22 protein-coding genes and 1 tRNA gene are annotated in these 19,925 nt (G+C 63.1%); 8 read left to right on the forward strand and 15 right to left on the reverse strand.

Annotated features, from left to right (window positions below; genetic code table 11):
• The gene (locus GM909_RS08305; protein ID WP_157015759.1) at positions 1-999 is read left to right on the forward strand and encodes an ABC transporter permease; all 999 of its coding nucleotides are present in this window, start codon (positions 1-3) and stop codon (positions 997-999) included.
• The gene (locus GM909_RS08310; protein WP_157015760.1) at positions 996-2,171 is read left to right on the forward strand and encodes an ABC transporter permease; all 1,176 of its coding nucleotides are present in this window, start codon (positions 996-998) and stop codon (positions 2,169-2,171) included. The genes GM909_RS08305 and GM909_RS08310 overlap by 4 nt, the downstream gene beginning before the upstream one ends.
• Here the strand turns inward: GM909_RS08310 and GM909_RS08315 are convergent.
• The 3 genes from GM909_RS08315 to GM909_RS08325 all read right to left on the reverse strand — a co-directional run bounded on the left by GM909_RS08315 (position 2,162) and on the right by GM909_RS08325 (position 5,670).
• The gene (locus GM909_RS08315; RefSeq protein WP_157015761.1) at positions 2,162-3,478 is read right to left on the reverse strand and encodes a glycosyltransferase; all 1,317 of its coding nucleotides are present in this window, start codon (positions 3,476-3,478) and stop codon (positions 2,162-2,164) included. The two genes, GM909_RS08310 and GM909_RS08315, sit on opposite strands and share 10 nt — an antisense overlap.
• Positions 3,475-4,635, reverse strand: coding sequence for a glycosyltransferase family protein (locus GM909_RS08320; protein ID WP_157015762.1), 1,161 nt, complete (start codon positions 4,633-4,635; stop codon positions 3,475-3,477). The genes GM909_RS08315 and GM909_RS08320 overlap by 4 nt, the downstream gene beginning before the upstream one ends.
• Before the next feature lie 117 nt (positions 4,636-4,752).
• Positions 4,753-5,670 (reverse strand): LysR family transcriptional regulator, encoded by a 918-nt coding sequence (locus tag GM909_RS08325; protein ID WP_157015763.1) that lies wholly within the window; start codon positions 5,668-5,670, stop codon positions 4,753-4,755.
• A 265-nt stretch (positions 5,671-5,935) separates the two neighbouring features.
• On the opposite strand from GM909_RS08325, the gene GM909_RS08330 reads away from it, so the two are divergent.
• The 3 genes from GM909_RS08330 (at position 5,936) to GM909_RS08340 (ending at position 8,985) form a co-directional block, all read left to right on the forward strand.
• Positions 5,936-7,123, forward strand: a complete 1,188-nt coding sequence (locus GM909_RS08330) for an acyl-CoA dehydrogenase (RefSeq protein ID WP_157015764.1) — start codon at positions 5,936-5,938, stop codon at positions 7,121-7,123.
• Between the two features lie 355 nt (positions 7,124-7,478).
• Positions 7,479-7,691: a hypothetical protein gene (locus GM909_RS08335; protein ID WP_157015765.1), complete on the forward strand. Its 213-nt coding sequence runs from the start codon at positions 7,479-7,481 to the stop codon at positions 7,689-7,691.
• Positions 7,692-8,205: 514 nt separating this feature from the next.
• A complete protein-coding gene (locus GM909_RS08340; protein ID WP_157015766.1) occupies positions 8,206-8,985 on the forward strand; it encodes a response regulator transcription factor in 780 nt (259 codons plus the stop codon).
• A gap of 293 nt (positions 8,986-9,278) precedes the next feature.
• Here the strand turns inward: GM909_RS08340 and GM909_RS08345 are convergent.
• The 3 genes from GM909_RS08345 to GM909_RS08355 all read right to left on the reverse strand — a co-directional run bounded on the left by GM909_RS08345 (position 9,279) and on the right by GM909_RS08355 (position 11,361).
• A tRNA-Lys gene (locus tag GM909_RS08345) sits at positions 9,279-9,354 on the reverse strand.
• Positions 9,355-9,522: 168 nt separating this feature from the next.
• Positions 9,523-10,236, reverse strand: coding sequence for an NUDIX hydrolase (locus GM909_RS08350; protein WP_157015767.1), 714 nt, complete (start codon positions 10,234-10,236; stop codon positions 9,523-9,525).
• 15 nt (positions 10,237-10,251) lie between these two features.
• Positions 10,252-11,361 (reverse strand): endonuclease/exonuclease/phosphatase family protein, encoded by a 1,110-nt coding sequence (locus tag GM909_RS08355; protein ID WP_157016094.1) that lies wholly within the window; start codon positions 11,359-11,361, stop codon positions 10,252-10,254.
• 123 nt (positions 11,362-11,484) lie between these two features.
• Between GM909_RS08355 and GM909_RS25985 the strand changes: the two genes are divergently transcribed.
• On the forward strand, positions 11,485-12,021 hold the full coding sequence (locus GM909_RS25985) for a BA14K family protein (protein WP_235911754.1): 537 nt from the start codon (positions 11,485-11,487) through the stop codon (positions 12,019-12,021).
• A gap of 187 nt (positions 12,022-12,208) precedes the next feature.
• On the opposite strand, the gene GM909_RS08365 is transcribed toward GM909_RS25985, so the two are convergent.
• Positions 12,209-12,511 (reverse strand): PilZ domain-containing protein, encoded by a 303-nt coding sequence (locus GM909_RS08365; protein WP_157015768.1) that lies wholly within the window; start codon positions 12,509-12,511, stop codon positions 12,209-12,211.
• A 251-nt stretch (positions 12,512-12,762) separates the two neighbouring features.
• Between GM909_RS08365 and GM909_RS08370 the strand changes: the two genes are divergently transcribed.
• Entirely contained in the window at positions 12,763-13,158 is a 396-nt protein-coding gene (locus tag GM909_RS08370; RefSeq protein ID WP_157015769.1) for an antibiotic biosynthesis monooxygenase family protein, read from the forward strand.
• A 148-nt stretch (positions 13,159-13,306) separates the two neighbouring features.
• On the opposite strand, the gene ilvC is transcribed toward GM909_RS08370, so the two are convergent.
• The 3 genes from ilvC to GM909_RS08385 all read right to left on the reverse strand — a co-directional run bounded on the left by ilvC (position 13,307) and on the right by GM909_RS08385 (position 15,951).
• Positions 13,307-14,326 carry a ketol-acid reductoisomerase gene (gene ilvC, locus GM909_RS08375; RefSeq protein ID WP_157015770.1) on the reverse strand — a complete coding sequence of 340 codons (1,020 nt, stop codon included), beginning with the start codon at positions 14,324-14,326 and terminating at the stop codon, positions 13,307-13,309.
• 2 nt (positions 14,327-14,328) lie between these two features.
• Positions 14,329-15,015: a TetR/AcrR family transcriptional regulator C-terminal domain-containing protein gene (locus tag GM909_RS08380; RefSeq protein ID WP_157015771.1), complete on the reverse strand. Its 687-nt coding sequence runs from the start codon at positions 15,013-15,015 to the stop codon at positions 14,329-14,331.
• A gap of 189 nt (positions 15,016-15,204) precedes the next feature.
• Entirely contained in the window at positions 15,205-15,951 is a 747-nt protein-coding gene (locus GM909_RS08385; protein WP_157015772.1) for a pyridoxine 5'-phosphate synthase, read from the reverse strand.
• A gap of 123 nt (positions 15,952-16,074) precedes the next feature.
• Between GM909_RS08385 and GM909_RS08390 the strand changes: the two genes are divergently transcribed.
• Positions 16,075-16,482 carry a SpoIIAA family protein gene (locus GM909_RS08390; protein WP_157015773.1) on the forward strand — a complete coding sequence of 136 codons (408 nt, stop codon included), beginning with the start codon at positions 16,075-16,077 and terminating at the stop codon, positions 16,480-16,482.
• A 58-nt stretch (positions 16,483-16,540) separates the two neighbouring features.
• Here the strand turns inward: GM909_RS08390 and GM909_RS08395 are convergent, their stop codons facing one another.
• The 5 genes from GM909_RS08395 to nthA form a co-directional block, all read right to left on the reverse strand.
• Positions 16,541-17,668 (reverse strand): ATP-dependent DNA helicase, encoded by a 1,128-nt coding sequence (locus tag GM909_RS08395; RefSeq protein WP_157015774.1) that lies wholly within the window; start codon positions 17,666-17,668, stop codon positions 16,541-16,543.
• Between the two features lie 65 nt (positions 17,669-17,733).
• Positions 17,734-18,222: a hypothetical protein gene (locus tag GM909_RS08400; RefSeq protein ID WP_157015775.1), complete on the reverse strand. Its 489-nt coding sequence runs from the start codon at positions 18,220-18,222 to the stop codon at positions 17,734-17,736.
• Between the two features lie 75 nt (positions 18,223-18,297).
• Complete coding sequence (locus GM909_RS08405; protein WP_235911757.1) at positions 18,298-18,660, reverse strand: nitrile hydratase accessory protein; 363 nt, start codon at positions 18,658-18,660, stop codon at positions 18,298-18,300.
• Positions 18,644-19,306 carry a nitrile hydratase subunit beta gene (nthB, locus tag GM909_RS08410; RefSeq protein ID WP_157015777.1) on the reverse strand — a complete coding sequence of 221 codons (663 nt, stop codon included), beginning with the start codon at positions 19,304-19,306 and terminating at the stop codon, positions 18,644-18,646. Before nthB ends, GM909_RS08405 begins: the two co-directional genes overlap by 17 nt.
• Positions 19,303-19,920 carry a nitrile hydratase subunit alpha gene (gene nthA / locus GM909_RS08415; RefSeq protein ID WP_157015778.1) on the reverse strand — a complete coding sequence of 206 codons (618 nt, stop codon included), beginning with the start codon at positions 19,918-19,920 and terminating at the stop codon, positions 19,303-19,305. Before nthA ends, nthB begins: the two co-directional genes overlap by 4 nt.
• Between the last annotated feature and the right edge of the window lie 5 nt (positions 19,921-19,925).

A 19,925-nucleotide genomic window follows, 5' to 3' on the forward strand; every position in this document is an offset into this window, starting at 1 on the left:
ATGCTGATCTACATCGTCAAGCGGCTCTTGACGGCCATTCCGACGCTGTTGCTGATCAGCCTGCTCGTCTTCTTCATCATCGAGTTGCCGCCGGGGGACTATTTCGAGAACTACATCGCCGAGCTTCAGGCGATGGGAGAAACGGTCGACCCGCATAAGATCGCCTATCTCAAGGCGGAATACGGCTTCGACCAGCCAATGATCGTGCGCTACCTGAACTGGGTCGGCGGCATGTTGCACGGAGATTTCGGCTATTCCTTCGAGTACGAGTTGCCCGTGACGGATGTCGTGGGCAACCGTCTCTTCCTCACCATCTTCGTTTCGCTCGTGACGATCATCTTTACCTGGCTGATCGCCTTTCCTATCGGCATCTATTCGGCCACCCACCAATATTCCTGGGGCGATTACGGGCTGACCTTCCTCGGGCTCCTGGGGCTGGCCACGCCCAACTTCCTGCTCGCGCTGATCCTTATGTACCTGGCCAATATCTGGTTCGGCACCTCGATCGGCCATCTCATGGATGCCCAATATCTCGACCAGCCGATGAGCTGGGCGAAATTCAGGTCGATCTCGGAGCACATGGTCATTCCGGTGATCGTGATCGGCACAGCCGGCACGGCCGGCATGATCCGCCGCCTCAGGGCCAACCTGCTCGACGAACTTCACAAGCAATATGTGATCACGGCCCGCGCCAAGGGCGTGCCGCCGTTTCGCGCGCTGGTCAAATATCCGCTGCGCATGTCGCTGAATTTCTTCATCGCCGACATCGGCAGCATTCTGCCGGCCGTCATATCGGGCGCCGAGGTCGTGGCGATCGTGCTGTCGCTGGAAACGACGGGGCCGCTCCTCATCCGCGCCCTGCAGAGCCAGGACATGTATCTGGCGGGCTCGTTCCTGATGTTCCTCGCCGCCCTCACGGTCGCCGGGGTGCTGATCTCCGACATCGCGCTGGCCATCCTCGATCCGCGCATCCGTCTTTCGGGAGGCGTGCGGCGATGAACTCTCCCCTGCCCGGCGATGGCGAGACGATCGGCCACTTCGTCTCGCCGGCGAAATTCGATCCGCAGGCGGTCGAGAAGCTGACGCCCGAGCAGGAAAAGATCTATCTCGCCTCACAATGGCGGTTGATGTGGTGGAAGTTCCGCGCCCATCGCGTCGCTGTCTATTCGGCTGTCCTTCTCGGCCTGCTCTATCTGTCCATACCCTTCGCCGAGTTCCTGGCGCCATACGGGCTCAACCAGCGCTTCGTCGATCAGATCTATGCGCCGCCGCAATCGGTCCACCTGTTTCACGAGGGTCGCTTCGTCGGCCCGTTTGTCTACGCACGCAGCTACACCCTCAACATGGAGACGCTGCAGCGCGAGTATCAGGTCGACACGACCTCGATTCACCGCATCGGCCTGTTCTGCAAGGGAGAGCCTTATCGCCTTCTCGGCCTTGTCGAGAGCAACAGGCACCTGTTTTGCGCCAGGGACGACGGCACGGCCTTCCTGCTGGGAACCGACCGGCTGGGCCGCGACATGCTTTCGCGCATCATTTACGGCACCCGCATATCGCTCACCATCGGCCTGATGGGCATCCTGATCAGCTTCGTTCTGGGTATTTCGATCGGTGGCGCGGCCGGCTATTTCGGCGGCTGGGTCGACAATGTCGCCCAGCGCATCATCGAGGTGCTGCAAAGCCTGCCGAGCATTCCGCTGTGGCTGGCGCTGGCGGCGATCATGCCGGTGACGTGGAGCCCGCTCGTCGTCTATTTCGGCATCACCATCATTCTCGGCCTTATCGATTGGACGGGGCTGGCCCGCGCCGTGCGTTCCAAGCTTCTTGCGCTGCGAGAGGAAGATTATGTGCGCGCCGCCGAGCTGATGGGCGCCCGCCCGCCGCGCATCATCTTCCGCCACCTGATCCCCGGTTTCATGAGCCACCTGATCGCCTCGGCGACGATCACCATTCCCTCGATGATCCTGGGCGAGACGGCGCTGAGCTTTCTCGGGCTCGGCCTGCGCCCGCCGATCACGAGTTGGGGCGTTTTGCTCAATGAAGCGCAGAACATCAACGCCGTGGCGCTTTACCCCTGGCTGATCATCCCGGTGGTGCCGGTCGTGCTTGTCATCCTGGCATTCAACTTCATGGGCGACGGCCTGCGCGACGCGGCCGACCCTTATCGCTGAGCCGCTGCCTTCGGCATGTCGCCGCGATCGGACGATCCGACATGGCGCACGCCGGACCGCTCGAACAGGTCGATCAGGGCGCCGATCGTGGCGTGGTGATCGAAATCGGACCGAACCCGGTGCTCGCCCGCCGCGCCTTGCCGCGACCGCAATTCCGGGTCACGCACCGCGCGTTCCATGGCTGCCGCAAGCTGGTCGGGCCGCTCCGGCTCGATGAGAATGCCGTTCTCGCCGTCGCGGATCAGTTCGGGTATGCCCGAAATGTCGGTCGAGATGCACATCAGCCCCTGGCTCTGGGCCTCTACGAGCACATTGGGCAGCCCGTCGCGGTCGCCGTTGCCGGAGATGCGGCAGGGCAGCACGAAAAGGTCCGACGCCCGGTAGGCTTCGAGCACCTGTTGTTGTGCGGCGCCACCGGCAAAGACGACCTTGCCGGCAAGCCCGACGCGCTCGGCCTGCGCCTTCAATTCGTCCTCCAGATCACCCCCGCCGATATGCGTCCAGCGCCATGAAAGATCGCCCGGCAGCCGCGCCAGCGCCTCCAGAAGCGTATCGAAACCCTTCTTGTGCACGGCCCGTCCGACCGACAGCAGGCGTACGGGTTCGCCTGGAGCACTCCCGTCCCTTGCGCCGGGCGTGCGCTCGGCATGGCCGAACCGGTCGAGATCGAGACCGTGATAGACCAGGCTCACCCTGGAAGGGTCTGCGGCCAATGCCTTGAGATGATCGCAGCCGCCGGCCGTGCAGGTGACGACCCAGCGCGCCGAGGCCATCTTTTCCGACAATTCCCAGTCGGGCGATGTCCAGATGTCCTTGGCATGCGCCGATGCGCTCCACGGTGCGCCCAGCATATCGCCGGCATAGCGCGCGACCGAGGACGGGGTGTGGATGAAATGGCTGTAGATCCATGTCGCATCGGCCGGAAACTCCGCCGCCAGCACCAGCGCCTGGCCGAAACGGCGGCCGCGATTCGGCGTGAAATCGCGCTTGAGATCGGCCAGCCAGTGCCGCCACGCCTTTGCGTATCCCGGCAGGCGACGTGCCTTCAGCCATGCTTTCAGGACGCGCAACGGTTCCTGGTAGAGATATTCCGGCAGGTATGTGACCGGCGCCTTGATCTCGTCATGCACGGGATGGCGCTTCTTCGAGGTGGGATGACGCAGCGACACCAGCGACAGCCGGAAGCCTGCCTGCTCCAGCGCATGGATTTCCTGGGCGATGAAGGTTTCCGACAGGCGCGGATACCCCTTCAGAACGACGACGACATGGTCCGCCGCCGCCTGCCCGCCTGCAACGGGTCCGCTCATGCGGCCACTCCCACGCGCAGCGCCTGCACGCGCTCGCTGATGCGCTCCAGCCCGTCGAGCTGCGGAACGACATCGGCCATGGAAGGCGGTTCGGCCTGGAGCGCCTGTTCCATGGCCTCAACGAAGCGCTCGCCGTCGCGGGCCTCGTCTGCATCGATCATGCGCGCCCAGCCGAGCTCGCCGGCCCGCATCGCCCTGATCGCCTGCTCGCGCCTGGGATGGGTGCGCGGCACGAAGAGCGCCCGTTTGTCGGCCGACAGCACCTCGCAAAAGGTGTTGTAGCCGCACATGCCGACGACCAGACGGGCATCGGCGAGCACCAGATCGTGGTCGGCCTGGAAGTCGAGCAGCGTGACATTGTCGAGCGTGGCCGCCCGCTCGTGCAGTTCGCGCCGTTCCGCCTCGCTCATGAAGGCGCCCAGCGCCAGAACGAAACCGTATCTGCGCCCTCGCGCGGTTGCGGCCGCCGAACAGGCGGCGGCCATGAGCCCGAAACCGTCGCCCCCGCCGCCGCTCGTGACCAGTATGGCCTGGCTGGCCAGCGGCACCGGGTTTTCGCCACCATTCGTGTCGCGGCGCAGGAAGCCCGTGAAGTGGACACGCCGGCGCACCCTGTCTGACAGTTCGACTGCCGACAGCGGATCGTTGAAATGTTCCGGGCCGTAGATCCAGATCTCGTCATAGAGACGCTCGAGATACGGCATCACCCCTTTGCGCTGCCATTCGCCGCTCAGGACGTCCGGCGCATCGAGCACCTCGCGCAAGCCCAGAACAGCCTTGCCGCCGCGCTGCCTGTGCCGCTCCAGCGTCGGCAGGAACTCGCGATGCAGGCCCAGCGGTTCCTTGTCGACGATGAGAAGATCGGGCACGAACGCCTCGTAAAGCGCGGCGATCTTTTCCATCCGCGCGTCGATGACCTGATCGATCGAGAGCACGCCGTCGGCCGAACGGTAGGAGCCGTCCGGCTGCTTGCGCACCGCCGGGATCTGGCACACACGCACCCTTCGCGAATAGGTGTAGGCGCTGCCGAGCGGCGAGCCCGACACGATGACGATCTCGGCCGCCGGATCGCTTTCGGCGATGTGGTTGGCGATCGTGCGGGCACGGCGCAGATGCCCGAGGCCGAACGTATCATGGCTGTAGATGAGAATTTTCATGCACGGCACGGCAGAGCTGTGGTTGAACGGGTACGGCGAGGACGACCTCTACACGATTTGGCGGTCATTTCCAGTATCGAGCGCCTTCGGCCGTCGGGCGACATGGTATGCATTGCCTCATGGCGCATCGTCGGACTGCAGGAACGCCTCGATCTCGGCAAGCAGCCACTGCCTGAATTGCGCCACCGACCCCTCGACGGGCTTCGATCGCGGCGTCACCAGATAATAGGAGCTCCGGCTGCGGATGGGATGGTCGACCGCCTTGACCAACTGGCCGGCTTCGAGCTCCTGGCGCACCAGGAAGAGCGGCAGGAGCGCCACGCCGATCCCGGCAATCGCCGCCTGGGCCACGGCGGCAAACTGGTCGAAGCGCATTCCCTGCGCCGGCGGCGGCGCAAGCCCGAGGCTGTCGAACCAATGCTCCCAGGCGCCGGGCCGCGAGGCCATGTGCAACAGCGGCAACCGCCCGAGATCGGCCGCGCCGCCGATGGCGTGATCGCCGAGAAAGGCCGGACTGCACAGGGGCGCGACCGTCTCGTGCATGAGCAGCATGCACTCCGCTCCGGGCCAATCGGACGCGCCGATATGGATGGCGGCGTCAATGCCCTCGACAGCGAAGTCGAACTGGCCGATCCTGTTGACGAAATTCAGGGTGATCTCGGGATGGCGGTCGAGAAAGCCGCGCATGCGCGGCATCAGCCATCGCGTGCCGAAGGTCGGCGTGACGGCGAGGTTCAAGGTGTTGCCATGCCGTTTCGTCATGACGTCGAGCGATGCGGTGCGGATGATCGACAACGCCTCGGTGATCCGCCGCGCATAGGCTGCACCCTCCGCCGTCAAGGCGACGCCGCGCCTGCCGCGCGCGAACAGGGGCCTCCCCAGCAGGGTCTCGAGCGCGACGATCTGGCGGCTGATCGCGCCTTGCGTCAAGGAGAGCTCATGCGCCGCGGCAGTGAAGCTGCCCAGTCGCGCCACGGCCTCGAAGGCAGCGAGCGCGCTGGTGGACGGCAGGAGGCGGCGCGGAAGAGATTTCATGCAAGGATTACTAAAGCTCATGGAAGAGTGAGTAAACGTTGCTTGCGATACAGCACCGGCATCCGCTAGTGGAACGAATTTGACATTCGATACCCACTCGATGTCGACCCCGAGATCGAATGTCAAATTCAAAAGTTCCACTAGAATCATATACTTGCTAGTGGTTCTTTTGTTTCCAACATTTGCCCTCAGGGCCGATACAAATGGGATGCAAATGATGGAAACGAACCACTAGATGCCGCCAGCTTATAGAGAGAGAACCGCCATGACCAAACCGGCCCCTTTTGTCTGGAACGATCCGTTCCTCATCGAAGACCAGCTTTCCGAAGACGAGCGCATGATCCGCGACGGTGCGGCCGCCTTCGCTTCCGACAAGCTCGCTCCGCGCATCCAGGAAGCCTATATGGAGGAAAAGACTGACCCGGCGATCTTTGCCGAGATGGGCGCGGCCGGCCTCCTCGGCATCACGGTCCCGGAGGAATATGGCGGGCTCGGCGCCAATTACGTCACCTATGGGCTGGTTGCGCGCGAGGTCGAGCGCATCGATTCAGGCTACCGCTCGATGATGAGCGTGCAGTCGTCGCTCGTCATGTACCCGATCCAGGCCTATGGCTCGGAAGAGCAGCGGAAGAAATATCTGCCCAAGCTCGCATCCGGCGAATGGATCGGCTGTTTCGGCCTGACGGAGCCCGATGCGGGCTCCGATCCCGGCGGCATGAAGACACGGGCCGACAAGATCGACGGCGGCTATCGCCTCAGCGGATCCAAGATGTGGATCTCCAACGCCCCGATCGCCGACGTCTTCGTCGTCTGGGCGAAATCGGCGGCCCATGATGGCCAGATTCGCGGCTTCGTGCTGGAAAAGGGCATGAAGGGCCTGTCGGCGCCCAAGATCGGCGGCAAGCTTTCGCTGCGCGCCTCGATCACCGGCGAAGTGGTCATGGACGGCGTGGAAGTCGGCGAAGACGCGCTGTTGCCCAACGTGTCCGGCCTCAAGGGTCCGTTCGGCTGCTTGAACCGCGCCCGCTACGGCATTTCATGGGGCGCGATGGGCGCGGCGGAGGATTGCTGGTTCCGCGCCCGCCAGTACGGACTCGAGCGAAAGCAGTTCGGCAAGCCGCTTGCGGCCACGCAGCTCTATCAGAAGAAGCTCGCCGACATGCAGACCGAGATTGCGCTCGGCCTGCAGGGCTCGTTGCGCGTCGGCCGACTGTTCGACGAAGGCAAGATGGCGCCGGAAATGATCTCGATCGTAAAGCGCAACAATTGCGGCAAGGCGCTCGACATCGCGCGCCAGGCCCGCGACATGCATGGCGGCAACGGCATCCAGATCGAATATCACGTCATGCGCCACGCGCAGAATCTGGAAACGGTCAACACCTATGAGGGCGCGCATGACGTGCATGCGCTGATCCTCGGTCGGGCACAAACGGACATTCAGGCCTTTTTCTGATTTGACCGCCGCGCTAGCGCGCATATCTTTGCTTCAAACGAAAACGTTTGAAGCAAAGATATGCGCGCCAGATCAATATGCTGGAGCATGTACCTTTCGCTCAAACGTCACCGTTTGAGCGGGACATGCTCTGGTCCTCACACCAACGCCGCCCCGACCGGTGGCGTTGGCGTGCAGGACAACCTCTGCCGGCCTCCGTCTATCGAATGATCCACGATTCCAAAGTATCGGTCTCAACCTGCAATCGGCGCTTTCGATTTCGCCCGGGTGTGATAAGTTGAATATCGACAGGAGAGTTCGAATTGCGGGTGGCGGCTCCTGTCCATTTCGTTGGGGAGACGCCCGCATGTGCTATATGTCACGACAAACGTCCCTGGGCCCGAAACAGTTCGAGCAATTGCAGGAAATTTATCGCGCCGCCTGCCGCGTGCGATCGCAATTGCCGGAATCGCACCCGGCAAGCGTGACGGCGACGCGCCTGATCGCGGCATTCACCGGCCAGGACGCCGAGCAGCAAGGCGCACGTGAGGCGTGGCTCAGAGAGGTGCGGCCGGCCGGCCACGCATAGACCGCCCGACCAAGCAGCCACAATCAAAGACTTGTTCAGCCCTGTCGCAGTTGCGGTGGATGGCGGGAACCCGGCACGCTTTCCTGTGTCGGCACCGTGAATTGACCGCACCCGACCTTGCTCGCGCAACAGCCCTCCCTTCGTTTCATGCGACCCCATGTCGTTCGTCGACCCCGGCGCGTTGAAATCCCTGCCCGCACCGCGCGCAGACCCTACGTCGATTGGATAGGGTGCCTACGCCAATAGGCGAGTATTTACGCAGTATTCCACAAAATATTCGGCTCTTCTTGACTTATGTTAAAGACGTCACAGAGCCATCACATAGTGTTAATGCAGTTTCATGCTTCGAGACCATATTGGGTGGCGGACGGATCGGAGGGCGCATTCCAGTTCTCTTCGGCTGCCGGCGGGGCCAGAACCAGAACGTTCGAGAAGAATGCAATGCGATCATTCCGACTATCGGGGCTTGAACGATCGCCAATCGGCGCTCAGCAGGCAAAAGGTGGAAATCTCCATGCAACCCATGACAGGACAACCGGACGCACACACTGCATCACGCAATCTGGACGACGGCGACCGAACCGCGGCACCTGCCCACGACGACCGGGCGCGCTGCGAGGCCGAATGCACCCTGCTGCTCATCGACGAACGGGCGCTTGACCGGGAATGCCTGGCCAGGGCGATTGCCGGACACAATCTGAAGATGAACGTCGTCGCGCTCGGATCGATCGACGAATGGTGCCAGGAGGAGGAACTGCACGCCCCGCTTGGCGCGGTTCTGGTCAATCTCGGAGCCCGGCAACTGGCCGACGGCAAAGCCAGCGAGGAGATCGGGCAGCTTGCTGCAAGGCTTCGGCCGGTGCCCGTGGTCGTCCTGGCCGACAATGACGATCTTGGCCAGATCCTGATGGCACTGGAAAGCGGTGTGCGGGGCTATATTCCAAGTTCGGTGGGTGTCGGCGTGTGCGCCGAGGCGGTTGCACTGGCCATGGCCGGCGGCATCTTCGTTCCCGCCAGCAGCGTGATGTCGGTGCGCCACCTTATCGGCGGCAAGTCCCAGGCGGACCGTTCCATGCAGGAGATTTTCACCCATCGCCAGGCCGAAGTGGCCGACGCGCTGCGCCGCGGCAAGGCGAACAAGATCATCGCCTATGAGTTGAACATGTGCGAGAGCACAGTGAAGGTTCACGTGCGCAACATCATGAAGAAGCTGAAGGCGACGAACCGCACGGAAGTGGCCTACAAGGTAAACGACCTGTATCGCAACGGCGGAACCATCGCCGCAAGCGCCTAGTGGTTCGTTTCCAACATTTGTATCCCATTTGTATTGGCCCTGAGGGAAAATGTTGGCAACAAAAGAACCACTATCAAGACTATGATACTAGTGGAATTTTTGAATTTGACATTCGATCTCTGGGGCGACATCGAGTTGGTATCGAATGTCAAATTCGTTCCACTAGCGCGCGTTCGCTTCGAACGGAAGCGTTTGAAGCAAAGATATGCGCGCCAGATCAATATGCTGGAACATGTACCTTTCGCTCAAACGATTCCGTTTGAGCGGGACATGTTCTAAGTCATTGAAAAGATTGGTGGGTGATGTAGGGATCGAACCTACGACCCGCTGATTAAGAGTCAGCTGCTCTACCAACTGAGCTAATCACCCACGGGCCCGTGCGCCGAATTTCGCTCGGGAACGGCGGGTCTATAGCGGCTGAGTGCCGCTCATGCAAGCCTTTCGGAGCAAACTTCTCCGCCTTTCTGTCAGGCCATGTGCAAACCGGCGCCGGCACCCGCCTCACAGCCCGCGCTCGCCTCACGGCCCGCCCTCGCCTCACGGATTGTCGAAATGCCAGGCGACGAGCGGGCGCATATGCGCCATGAGGCCGTCCGGCAGGTCATTCGGCGTGCGAATGATGACCGGACCCTCGATCTCCGGGTCGGATTCGGATGCGACGAAGGCGCGGATGCGCCCGGCGATCGATTCGGCGTCCTCGGCCAGATGATAGCGGCGGAAAAGCACCGTGCCGGTTTCGTCCGAATAGGCATGAAGGCGATTTTCCCGTTCGCCGCGCGTTATGTCGAGGCCGGTTTCCTCGCGCACTTCGCGCGCCATGTTGAAATCGGCATCGGCGACCGCGCCGGAGAAATCGGCCTCCTCGAAGGAGCCGGCGGCGAAATAGACGCGCCCGGCATTGGCCGTGTGGGCACCCATGCGCACGGCGACCAGGGCGCCGTCTGCGGCGGCCAGCATGGCGTGCGCATAGGTGTGCTCGGCCGAGGCGACAGGCTTGACGCTGCGCCAATGCAGAAAGGTTGCATAGCGCACCAGATGGCAGCGTCCCTCGATGCGGCCGGCGCGGTAGGAAAGCTGCGCCAGCAGCACGACCTTGCCGTCGAAGAGCGCCGGATTGGCCGCCTTCTCGCGGCGCCAATTGGCCTCGATGGCAGCACGGTTCGCCGTTTCGAAGGGATGCGGGCCCGGATCGAGCCGGACCCCGACCTCATCCACGGGCAGGATCACATTGCGCGGTATGTCAAAAGTCATGAAGGAAAAAGCCAACTACAAGAGGTCAACGGTGAGCGCGACCGGGCAATGGTCCGACGCCTTGGGTCGGTCCCAGCCGATGCGGGGAAAGCGCTCGACCTCCTGGCCCGGCGGGAAAAGCGTGCGGAAGGGCTGCCCGTTTCGGACGATGTCGGGCGTGGCCAGCGCATTGGTGCGGGCAAGCGCCGGCGAAAGGAGGATATAGTCGAGCTGGCACAGATGCCGCTCCTGCGGGCCGCGGGTGTGGTAGAGCGTCCACCGGTCGAGTTCGGGCCGGCGTTCGACCGCGTTGACGGCAAATCCGCCCTTCGTCAGTACGTCGACGCTCGAGCCGTTCTCCCGTACGGGGCTGAACTGGTAGCCCGAGACGGCGTCGCCGGTGATGACGACACGCTCGGCATAGTCATTGAGATCGCCGCAGATCGCCCAGCGCTTGTCGCCAGCGCGGGCGCCGAAGCGATCCGTGATGATCCGCCTGACCGCCTTCGCCTCGGCCATGCGTACCGGCATCGTCGCGGTGCGGCCGTCCATACCGTTGCGCGCACCGCCCATCGACTTGAAATGCAGGCAGTAGAGGGTGAAGCGCTTGCCGCCGATCTTCAGGTCGATCTCCAGGCAGTCGCGGCGGAAAATGCGCTCGAATGGCTCGATGCCGAGTTCGGCAAGCACTGGCGAATGCAGTGCGAATTCCTCATAGGTGACATGGGCGTGGCTGACCATGCGGACGAACTCGATCGGCTCGCCATGCGCCGTCTCGTCGCGCAGCATCACCGCAACGTCGATGCCGCGGCTGTCATTGCCCGGCGTCATGTGCTTGTGCCGGTAGCCGGCACCGATCATCTTGAACAGGTAGCCATACTCGAACGCCTTGAGCGCCTCGATATTGTCGACCTCCTGCAGGCACAGTATGTCGGCCCGCGTGGCCGCAATCGCCAGCGCCGAAAGCTGCCGCGTGTCGTCCGTATGGGCAATCGTGCGCGCCCGTTCGATCTCGCGATATTCCGCCTCGTTCCTGATGTCGAAAAGGGCGAGAGCGCGATCCTGCTGCAGTTCGTTCCGGTAGCCGGAAAAATCGAACCGGTTCATCAGGTTCTCGACATTGAAGGTGGCGATGCGAACGGACATGGTCGCCATGTTTGCCCGTCCGCGCACTGCAGGACAAGTCCGGCCGTTGCGAATTGATGCGACACTCCGGCGCCCGCCACAGGCCGCATCTGGACGTGATTGGCGTTTGAAGGCAGGGTGTCGATGGACGGGCGCATCGAAGGAAGGAACGGTTTCGTGGTCCCAAGCCCGATCCACCGCCTGATTGCCGACGCTGTCGTGACGATGCTGCTTGCCGGGCTCCTTGCCGGCGTTGCGCAGGCCCAGGGTATTTCCAGCCCGCGCGTCGGCGTTGGCGGCGGCGCACCGCGCAGCGGAGGCGTGTTCCGTTCACCGACCGTGATGCCGGGCTGCGTCGACTTCGACTGTTCGCCGCAGCGCAATCTTTACGGCCCCCGTGTCCCCGATGTCAGGCGGGTCCCCGAAGCCAGGCCGGGAGACCGCACGCCGCTTGGCCGCTACGAATATCGCCAGCCTCCGGGCTATGTCGACCGCAACGTTCGCGCGCCACGGCCGCCTTCGGGCAGTGGTGAGGTCATGCGCGACCGGCGCGGGGCAGTCCGGCTGCCCTCGGAGCATTTCGACTGGTGCAATGAGCGCTACCGCAGCTACCGGGCGAACGACAACACGTTTCAGCCCTATCAGGGACCGCGCCGGCCTTGCCGCTCACCCTATCAATGAGCGGGGCGTGAAACGCAGCCCGATCGGTCACACCTTTCCGTGCTGAAGACTTGCACAACAATAGTGGCTGGCCGATCCGCCCCACGCGCCGGACCGGCCAGCCTCCCGCTTTCGCGGGCTTCGCATCGACCCGAGAGCTGCCCCCCAAAATGGCTCTCAAGGGCGCGATGCGGAAGACGAGGCCGATTCAGGGCGCTTCTTCGATCAACTCGACACCGACGTCGCCATCGCTGCGCCAGCGGACTTCGGCAAGCCGCGTACGCGCGTCGCCCGGCACATCCAGCACGAAGCGTGGCGGCAGGCCGAGCGCGTCGCCGAAGCTCAGCCTTGCACCCGAAGGCGACTGGCTGCGTATGACGCCTTCGAAGGCGCCATAGCCGCGATTGAAGCTTATGGTTGCATTTTTGAGCACACGCCGACGCGGTTCCTTGCGCCGTTCGGTATCGATCTTCGACGTCAACTCGACGACAGTGTCGTTCATGTCGTTCACGTATGGCCCTCCTGCCTGGGGCCGCTTCATCGGTGAAACGGATCCCGCTTCCTGGAATTGCTCCAGTTCGCCCGATGCCTCGCAAATGCCATGCCAGATTGAACTGTGCCGCAATGGGACAACCGTCGAGCGGCAAGGGTCTGCGTCGGAAAACCCCACAAGCCTCTTGACCTCAACCAAGGTCGAGGCTGCAGGGTCGCGCCATGACCAGCCCGCCGCCATTGCGGCGGCACGCAATCAAGGAGAAAGCAATGAGCACAGGCAACGGTTCAGGCGGCAATCGGCGTCACGTCTACCGCGTCGACAAATTCATCGTTCCGCAAGACGCGCGAGAGACGTTTCTCGACAGGGTCGGGACGACGCACGACATCCTGCGCCGCCAGGACGGTTTCGTGCAGGATTTCATTTTGGAACAGGATTCGGGACCGGGGCGCTACAACTTCGTTACCTTGGTCGAATGGGAGAGCGAGGCTGACGTTGAAAACGCGGCCGCGCAAGTGGCCAGAGCGCACGCCGAGACGAGATTTGACCGCAAGGCGATGATGGATCGGCTGGGCATTGTCGCCGACATCGCCAACTACGGGCAGTTGGCGTCCGTCGCGGCCCAACGCGACGAGCACGCATTCGCTTCAAACGGAAACGTTTGAAGCGAAGATATGCGCGCCAGATCAATATGTTGGAACATGTACCTTTCGCTCAAACGATACCGTTTGAGCGAAAGGTACATGTTCTAAAAAAGGCGCGGCGAAGCCCCTGCTCCGCCGCGCCTCTCAACCCAGATTGGCCGCCTGGGATTTAGTTTTTCGCCTTGTCGACCAGCTTGTTGGTCGAGATCCAGGGCATCATGGCGCGCAGCTTCTCGCCCACTTCCTCGATCTGGTGGGAATCGTTGAGCCGGCGCGTCGCCTTGAAGCGCGCCGCGCCCGAATGCCATTCCTGCATCCAATCGGAGGTGAACTTGCCGCTCTGAATGTCTTTCAGCACCCGCTTCATCTCCGCTTTCGTCTCGTCGGTGATGATGCGCGGTCCGGAGACATATTCGCCCCACTCGGCGGTGTTGGAGATCGAGTAGTTCATGTTGGCGATGCCGCCCTCATAGATGAGGTCGACGATCAGCTTGACCTCGTGCAGGCACTCGAAATAGGCCATTTCCGGTGCGTAGCCGGCCTCCACCAGCGTTTCGAAGCCGGCGCGGATGAGTTCGACAAGGCCGCCGCACAGGACCACCTGCTCGCCGAACAGGTCGGTTTCGCATTCCTCGCGGAAATTGGTCTCGATGATGCCCGAACGGCCGCCGCCGACGCCGCAGGCGTAGGAGAGCGCCAGATCCAGCGCATTGCCGGACGGATCCTGGTGCACTGCAACGAGACACGGCACGCCGCCGCCCTTTTCATATTCGCCGCGCACGGTGTGGCCGGGGCCCTTGGGCGCGACCATCAGCACGTCGACGCTGGCCTTCGGCTCGATCAGGCCGAAATGGACATTGAGGCCGTGGGCGAAGGCAATCGCCGCGCCGTCGCGGATATTGGGTGCAATCTCGCTCTTGTAGATGCCGGCCTGAAGCTCGTCGGGCGTCGCCATCATCATCAGGTCCGCCCAGCCGGCGGCCTCGGCCACCGTCATCACCTTGAAACCGTCGCTCTCGGCCTTCTTGGCGGAGCCCGAACCGGCGCGCAGCGCCACGGCCACGTCCTTGCAGCCCGAATCCTTGAGATTCAGCGCATGCGCCCTGCCCTGGCTGCCATAACCGATGATGGCGACCTTCCTGGACTTGATGAGATTGAGATCGGCGTCGCGATCGTAATAGACACGCATGTTTACGTTTCCTTCCTTGAGTTTGAACTGAACTGATCTGAATGCTCCGGTCCGGCTTCCGCGCCGGTCGCGTAGAGAGCCAGGAACTGCTCGGCCGCCTGCACCGCATCGCGCCTGATGTCCGCCTCCGACAACTCCAGCCGGTCCCCCAGCAGGAGACGGATCTGGACGTCGCGGCCGATCAGGCCGAAGAACGTGCGAAAGGCTTCTTCCGCATCGTCGAATGCCAGCAGGCCGGCCGCACGCCCGTCCTCCAACAGAGGTTTCAGACGCTCCCCGATCGCAAACCGGCCATTGGCAAGAACGATGCGCCCGAGATTGCTCTTGACGGATGCGGCATGGGCGATGGCCACCCGGTTGAGCGCTATCGACGTTTTGGACGAAATGACCCTGAGCCAGCTCGCGCCGAAGCGTTCGAGGCTTTCGCGCAAGGCCGCCGCATCGAGTTTCTGCCGGTCATAGGTGCCCGCGCGGACCTTTGAGGCCTGCCATTGCACCGTCGCCGTGAGAAGCCCGTCCCGATCGCCAAACCATTTGTAGAGCGTTTCCTTGGAGCAGTTCGCCCGCCGCGCCACGGCAGTCATCGTCAGCGCATCGCCCCCTTGGACGAGCAGGTCGAGCACGGCGTCGAGCACATCCTGCTGACGCTGTGTCGGCTGTTCCGTGTTCTCGGCGGCACTTGAATCCAATTCCGCGACCTTTCAGCACTGACTTGCGATCCCGACGACTGCAGGTTTCTCCGACGCGACCATGCGGCACGACCGGGATCGTGAGGCTTCCAGTACCGTACCGTACGTTACGGCTCGCTTCTATCGCGCAATGAGTGCTTCCGCAAGACCTCCATTTCAGTCTGCGGATCGAACCGGAAATATTTCGCCCTACGAGCCGAGCGCCTTGAGGAAGCGTCCCACTGTCCCGGCCATGCCGTATTGCAGCGCGTCGGCCGTCAGCCCGTGGCCGATCGACACCTCCTGCAGCGTCGGGACGGCTTTCACCAGGGCCGGAAGATTGGCCACCGTCAGGTCGTGGCCGGCATTGATGCCAAGCCCCGCCTGATTGGCCAGGATCGCCGTATTCTTCAGCTTCTCCAATTCCTTGGCCGCGGTTTGCGCATCACCGTAGCAGGCGCCATAGGGCCCGGTATAAAACTCCACCCGCTCGGCGCCCGTCGACCTGGCTGCGGCGACCTGGGCCTCAGACGCGTCGGGGTCGCAAAACAGCGAGACCCTGGTCCCGCTCTTCTTCAGCCTGGCCACGATGGCGCGCAGGATCTCGCCATTGGCGACGAAATCCCAGCCATGATCGGAGGTCGGCTGCTCGGGATCGTCCGGCACCAGCGTCACTTGTTCCGGCTCTGACGCTTCGGCGAGTTCCAGGAAATCCTGGGTCGGATAGCCCTCGATATTGAACTCGGCGTCCGGAAACTCGTCGTCGATCAGGGCGCGGATTTCCGGCAGGTCGGTGAAGCGCACATGGCGCTGGTCGGGACGCGGGTGCACGGTCAGCCCCCCTGCGCCCGCCTGCAGCGCAATGCGCCCGAGGCCGGTCACGCTCGGCCAGGGCAGGTCGCGGCGGTTCCTCAAAAGGGCGGTCGCATTCAGATTGACGGAGAGCTTGGCGGACATGGCTTGACCTGTTTTCAGCATCGGCTGCAAACGAGGTATAATGCAAATTCACGCAACCGACAGGGCCAAACTTCGTTCACCCGGTGGACAAGCCGCCGATCACAATTGCAACGGGAAACCGCCATGCTGGTCAACGAGAACCCGCCCAACATCCGCCGTATCGAGACCGACCGCGAGGATGCCTACGCCTTCGAGATCACCGGCCACATCACGGCAGCCGATATGGAAAACATGTACGGCCTGCTCGAAGGGGCCTACGAATTGCACGACAAGATCGACCTTCTGGTGCTGGTCCACAATTACGAAGGTTTCGACTGGGCGGCCGCCCTCAAGGAGCCCACCATGGTCGGCAAGACCCACGCGCTGAAGCACATCCGCAAATATGCCGTCGTCGGCGGTCCGGGCTGGATGCGTGCCATGCTCGCCCTGTTCAAGCCCTTCATGTCGATGGAGATGGAGCATTTCGAGGCCGGCAAAGCCGACGAGGCGTGGCAATGGTTGGGCGCGAAGCCGAAACCCGCCAAGGTCTGACGGGCCCGCAGCGAGGGAGCGATCAGAAATAGGTCATTGAACGAAAAGCGATCTTGTTTCAGCGGACGATCGTCAACCGTTCCGCCGCCCGCGTGATGGCTGTGTAGAGCCAGCGCTGGCGCGTATCGCGGAAAGCGTAGCTCTCGTCGAACAGAACGACATTGTTCCATTGCGAGCCCTGCGCCTTGTGCACGGTGAGCGCATAGCCGTAATCGAAATCGTCGAAGCGCCGCTTCTGCTGCCAGGGAATGTCGGCCTCCGGGTTCTCGAAGGCCGCCTTCAACAGCTTGATCTTGGCCACGCCGCGGTCGGGATCGTCCTCTTCCGGCGAGACCAAGAGGTTGATGCCGGGCTTCACCGTCTCGCGCGACGAGGTCATGACCTTCCACAGCGAGCCGTTGAGCAGACCCTTGTTGGGATCGTTCCTCAAGCAGACGAGCTTGTCGCCCGCTTGCGGATAGTCCGCGTCAAAGCCCTTCAGTTCACGCAGACGCTTGTTGTAGCGCCGCCGCGTGCGGTTGATGCCGACCAGCACCTGATCGGCGTCGAGCACCAGTTCCTGCGTCACCTCGTTGCGGCCGATCACCTGCGCCGCGCCGAAATCGCCATGCATGAATTCGCGACCCTCGCGCACGTCGAGCGCAAGCTGGATGATCGGATTGTCGCGCGCCTGGCGGTGAATCTCGGTCAAGAGGTAGTCGGGTTCGTGCTCGGTGAAGAAGCCGCCGCCGGAGATCGGCGGAAGCTGCGCCGGATCGCCCAGCACGAGGATCGGCGTGCCGAACGACATCAAGTCGCGTCCGAGTTCTTCGTCGACCATCGAGCATTCGTCGATCACGACCAGCTTGGCCTTGGCGATCGGGCTTTGCCGGTTGAGCGAGAAGGTCGGCGAAACCGACGTCTTGCCGGTCGTCTCGTCCTCCACCGTCTCCTCGCCGCGCGGCCGGTAGATCAGCGAATGGATGGTGCGCGCATTGGTGGCGCCCTTGGAGCGCAGGACCTGCGCCGCCTTGCCCGTGAAAGCGGCGAACTGCACGGTGCCGTCGACATGCTCGGCGAAATGGCGCGCCAATGTCGTCTTGCCGGTACCGGCATAACCGAACAAGCGAAAAATCTGCGGCTGGCCGGCCTTCAGCCAGCGCTCCACGGCCTTCAGGGCGGCATCCTGCTGCGGTGAGAATTCCATCGTCGTTCAATGCACGATTCGAGCGCGGAATGCGACACTCTGGGCGGCGCAATCGACAACCGCGCTCACTGCACCTGATTGCGCGCATAGCCGGGACCGACGGTCAGCGGCTCGTTGGGGACCACCTTGTCGCTGATCTGTGAGCGAAAGACGACGTCGTCCTGCCACAGTACGTCTTTGGCATCGCGATCCAATACCTGGATGGCCACGGTATACGGCTTGTCCGCCTCGACACCGCGCACGGAAGGCGAGCGAAGCGAGTAGCGCTCGGTTTCCGTGCCAACCCGCTGGCGAACCACATGGGCCGGGCCGCCGGCCGGGTCCTCGAAGGACGCTACGATGATCGAGCCCGTCGGCAGGGGCCGCACCACTTCGGCGGTAAAACCGTAGAAAACATCCGCGACACGGTAATTGAACATGAATCCGCCGCCCAGGATCTTGAGATAGGGCTTGTCGTCGGGATCCTGGCGCGTCAGCCATCCCAGTGCAAACAGCACAACGAGGAGCGCAATGCTCGCGCCAATGATCGTACGAGGCGTCAAGACCTTCGGCATGCACGCAATATACCACTGCCGGCGGATACTGCGCCAGCCGGCGGTTGCGCATTGCTGACATATGGGTCGACTGCACTACTCGGCGCCAAACTGCGGATCGTTCTCCAGGAGGATCGGCTTTCCGTGCGGTGTCGCCCTTGCGGCACGGCGCCACGACCGGGCCGTAGCGCTGATCTCGCCCCGGGTCGCGATGGCCTTGCCCGACAGCAATGCTTCCAGGGCATCGACGACCGACTGATAGTAGTCCGAACCGTCGGCGGCCAGGCCGGCGCGATTGCGTTCGCGGCCAAGCGCTTCGGCCCATTCGGCCGCGGTGAACAGACCGGCGTCCTGCAGCGCCACGGCGATCGCCAGGGCCTCGGCCTGCCAGGGCGCATCGAACGCCTGCCCGTCTCCGCCGTCCGGCAAGGCACGCTCATCGTCATTCGCCCGGTTCAAGATGGCTCTCCCAGGCATCGATGCTGACAGTGAGCGCGGGATCGCTCCCCTCGCCCCACAATTCGGTTCCGGAAAAGACGACCGTATAGACGCGCTGCGGCGCTTCGCCCGAACCATGCGCGTTGGAATCGGGAAAGACGAAGCCGCCGCGGTCGGCCTCGATAGTGCCGATCTTGCCGCGTGCATAGCGCGGCAGGCGCGTGTGCCCCGAAGGATGAAAATTGCGGGTTCGCACGCGATCGCCCACCTTGAAGCGCGGCGGCGCCTCGATCGGTCTGTCGCACGGGCCACCTCTCGACAGGGCGTCGGCAACGTCGCCTGCCTTCAAGACACGCTTGGGTGTGCTGCCAGCACCGAGCACCCTGCCCTGCTGCAATTCCTCCGGCGTGACGAACCCGTGCCGCGCGAGCAGGTCTTCCAGTGCCCTGGTCCAGATCTCGTAATAGCTGGAGGAATAATAGTCCGCCGGATGCAGGCTCTCGCGCGCATGGCGGCTCTCGTCGATCGTCCAGTGCCCCATCGCCCCGGCCGCCAGCGTCAGGCCCAGCGCGCGCTTTTCCCAATCGGCGTGAAAGTACGGCTCGTCAAGTTCTGGCGCAATCGGCCCGAACCCCATTTGCCCGCCGAGATCCTGCGGTCCGTTCATGTCGCCTCCGCCGCCAGCGCAAGACCGGTCCCGATCATGGAATCGCGGGTGACCAGGCGCATCAATCGCTCTTCCGGCCAGCCTTCCGTGCCGTCCGGCCGTTCAGGCACGACGAGGTAACGAAGCTCGGCGGTCGAATCCCAAACCCGGATTTGCCTGTCCTGCGGCAGTGTCAGCCCGAATTCCGCAAGCACGCCGCGCGGGTCGATGACGGCACGCGAGCGGTATGGCGGCGACTTGTACCAGACGGGCGGCAGGCCCAGCACCGACCACGGATAGCACGAGCACAGTGTGCAAACGACGAGATTATGCGTCTCGGCCGTATTGAACACCACCTGCATGTGCTCACCCTGCCGGCCGGTATAGCCGAGCGAGGCGATCGCCGCCGTTGCATCCTTGCGCAGCCAATCGGCAAAGGCCGGCTCGCTCCATGCCTTGGCGACGACATGGGCGCCGTTTCTTGGGCCGACCTTGTTTTCATAGGTGTCGACGATGGCGTCGATCGCCGCCGGATCGACCAGTCCCTTTTGTGTCAGGATCGTCTCGAGCGCCCGCACCCGCGCCGTCATCGGGTCAAGTTCGTTGTCGTGTGGGTGGTCATGATCGTGCGACATGGCGG

The organism is Mesorhizobium xinjiangense (assembly GCF_009749525.1).
In the GTDB taxonomy this organism is placed as follows: Bacteria; Pseudomonadota; Alphaproteobacteria; order Rhizobiales; family Rhizobiaceae; genus Mangrovimarina; species Mangrovimarina xinjiangensis.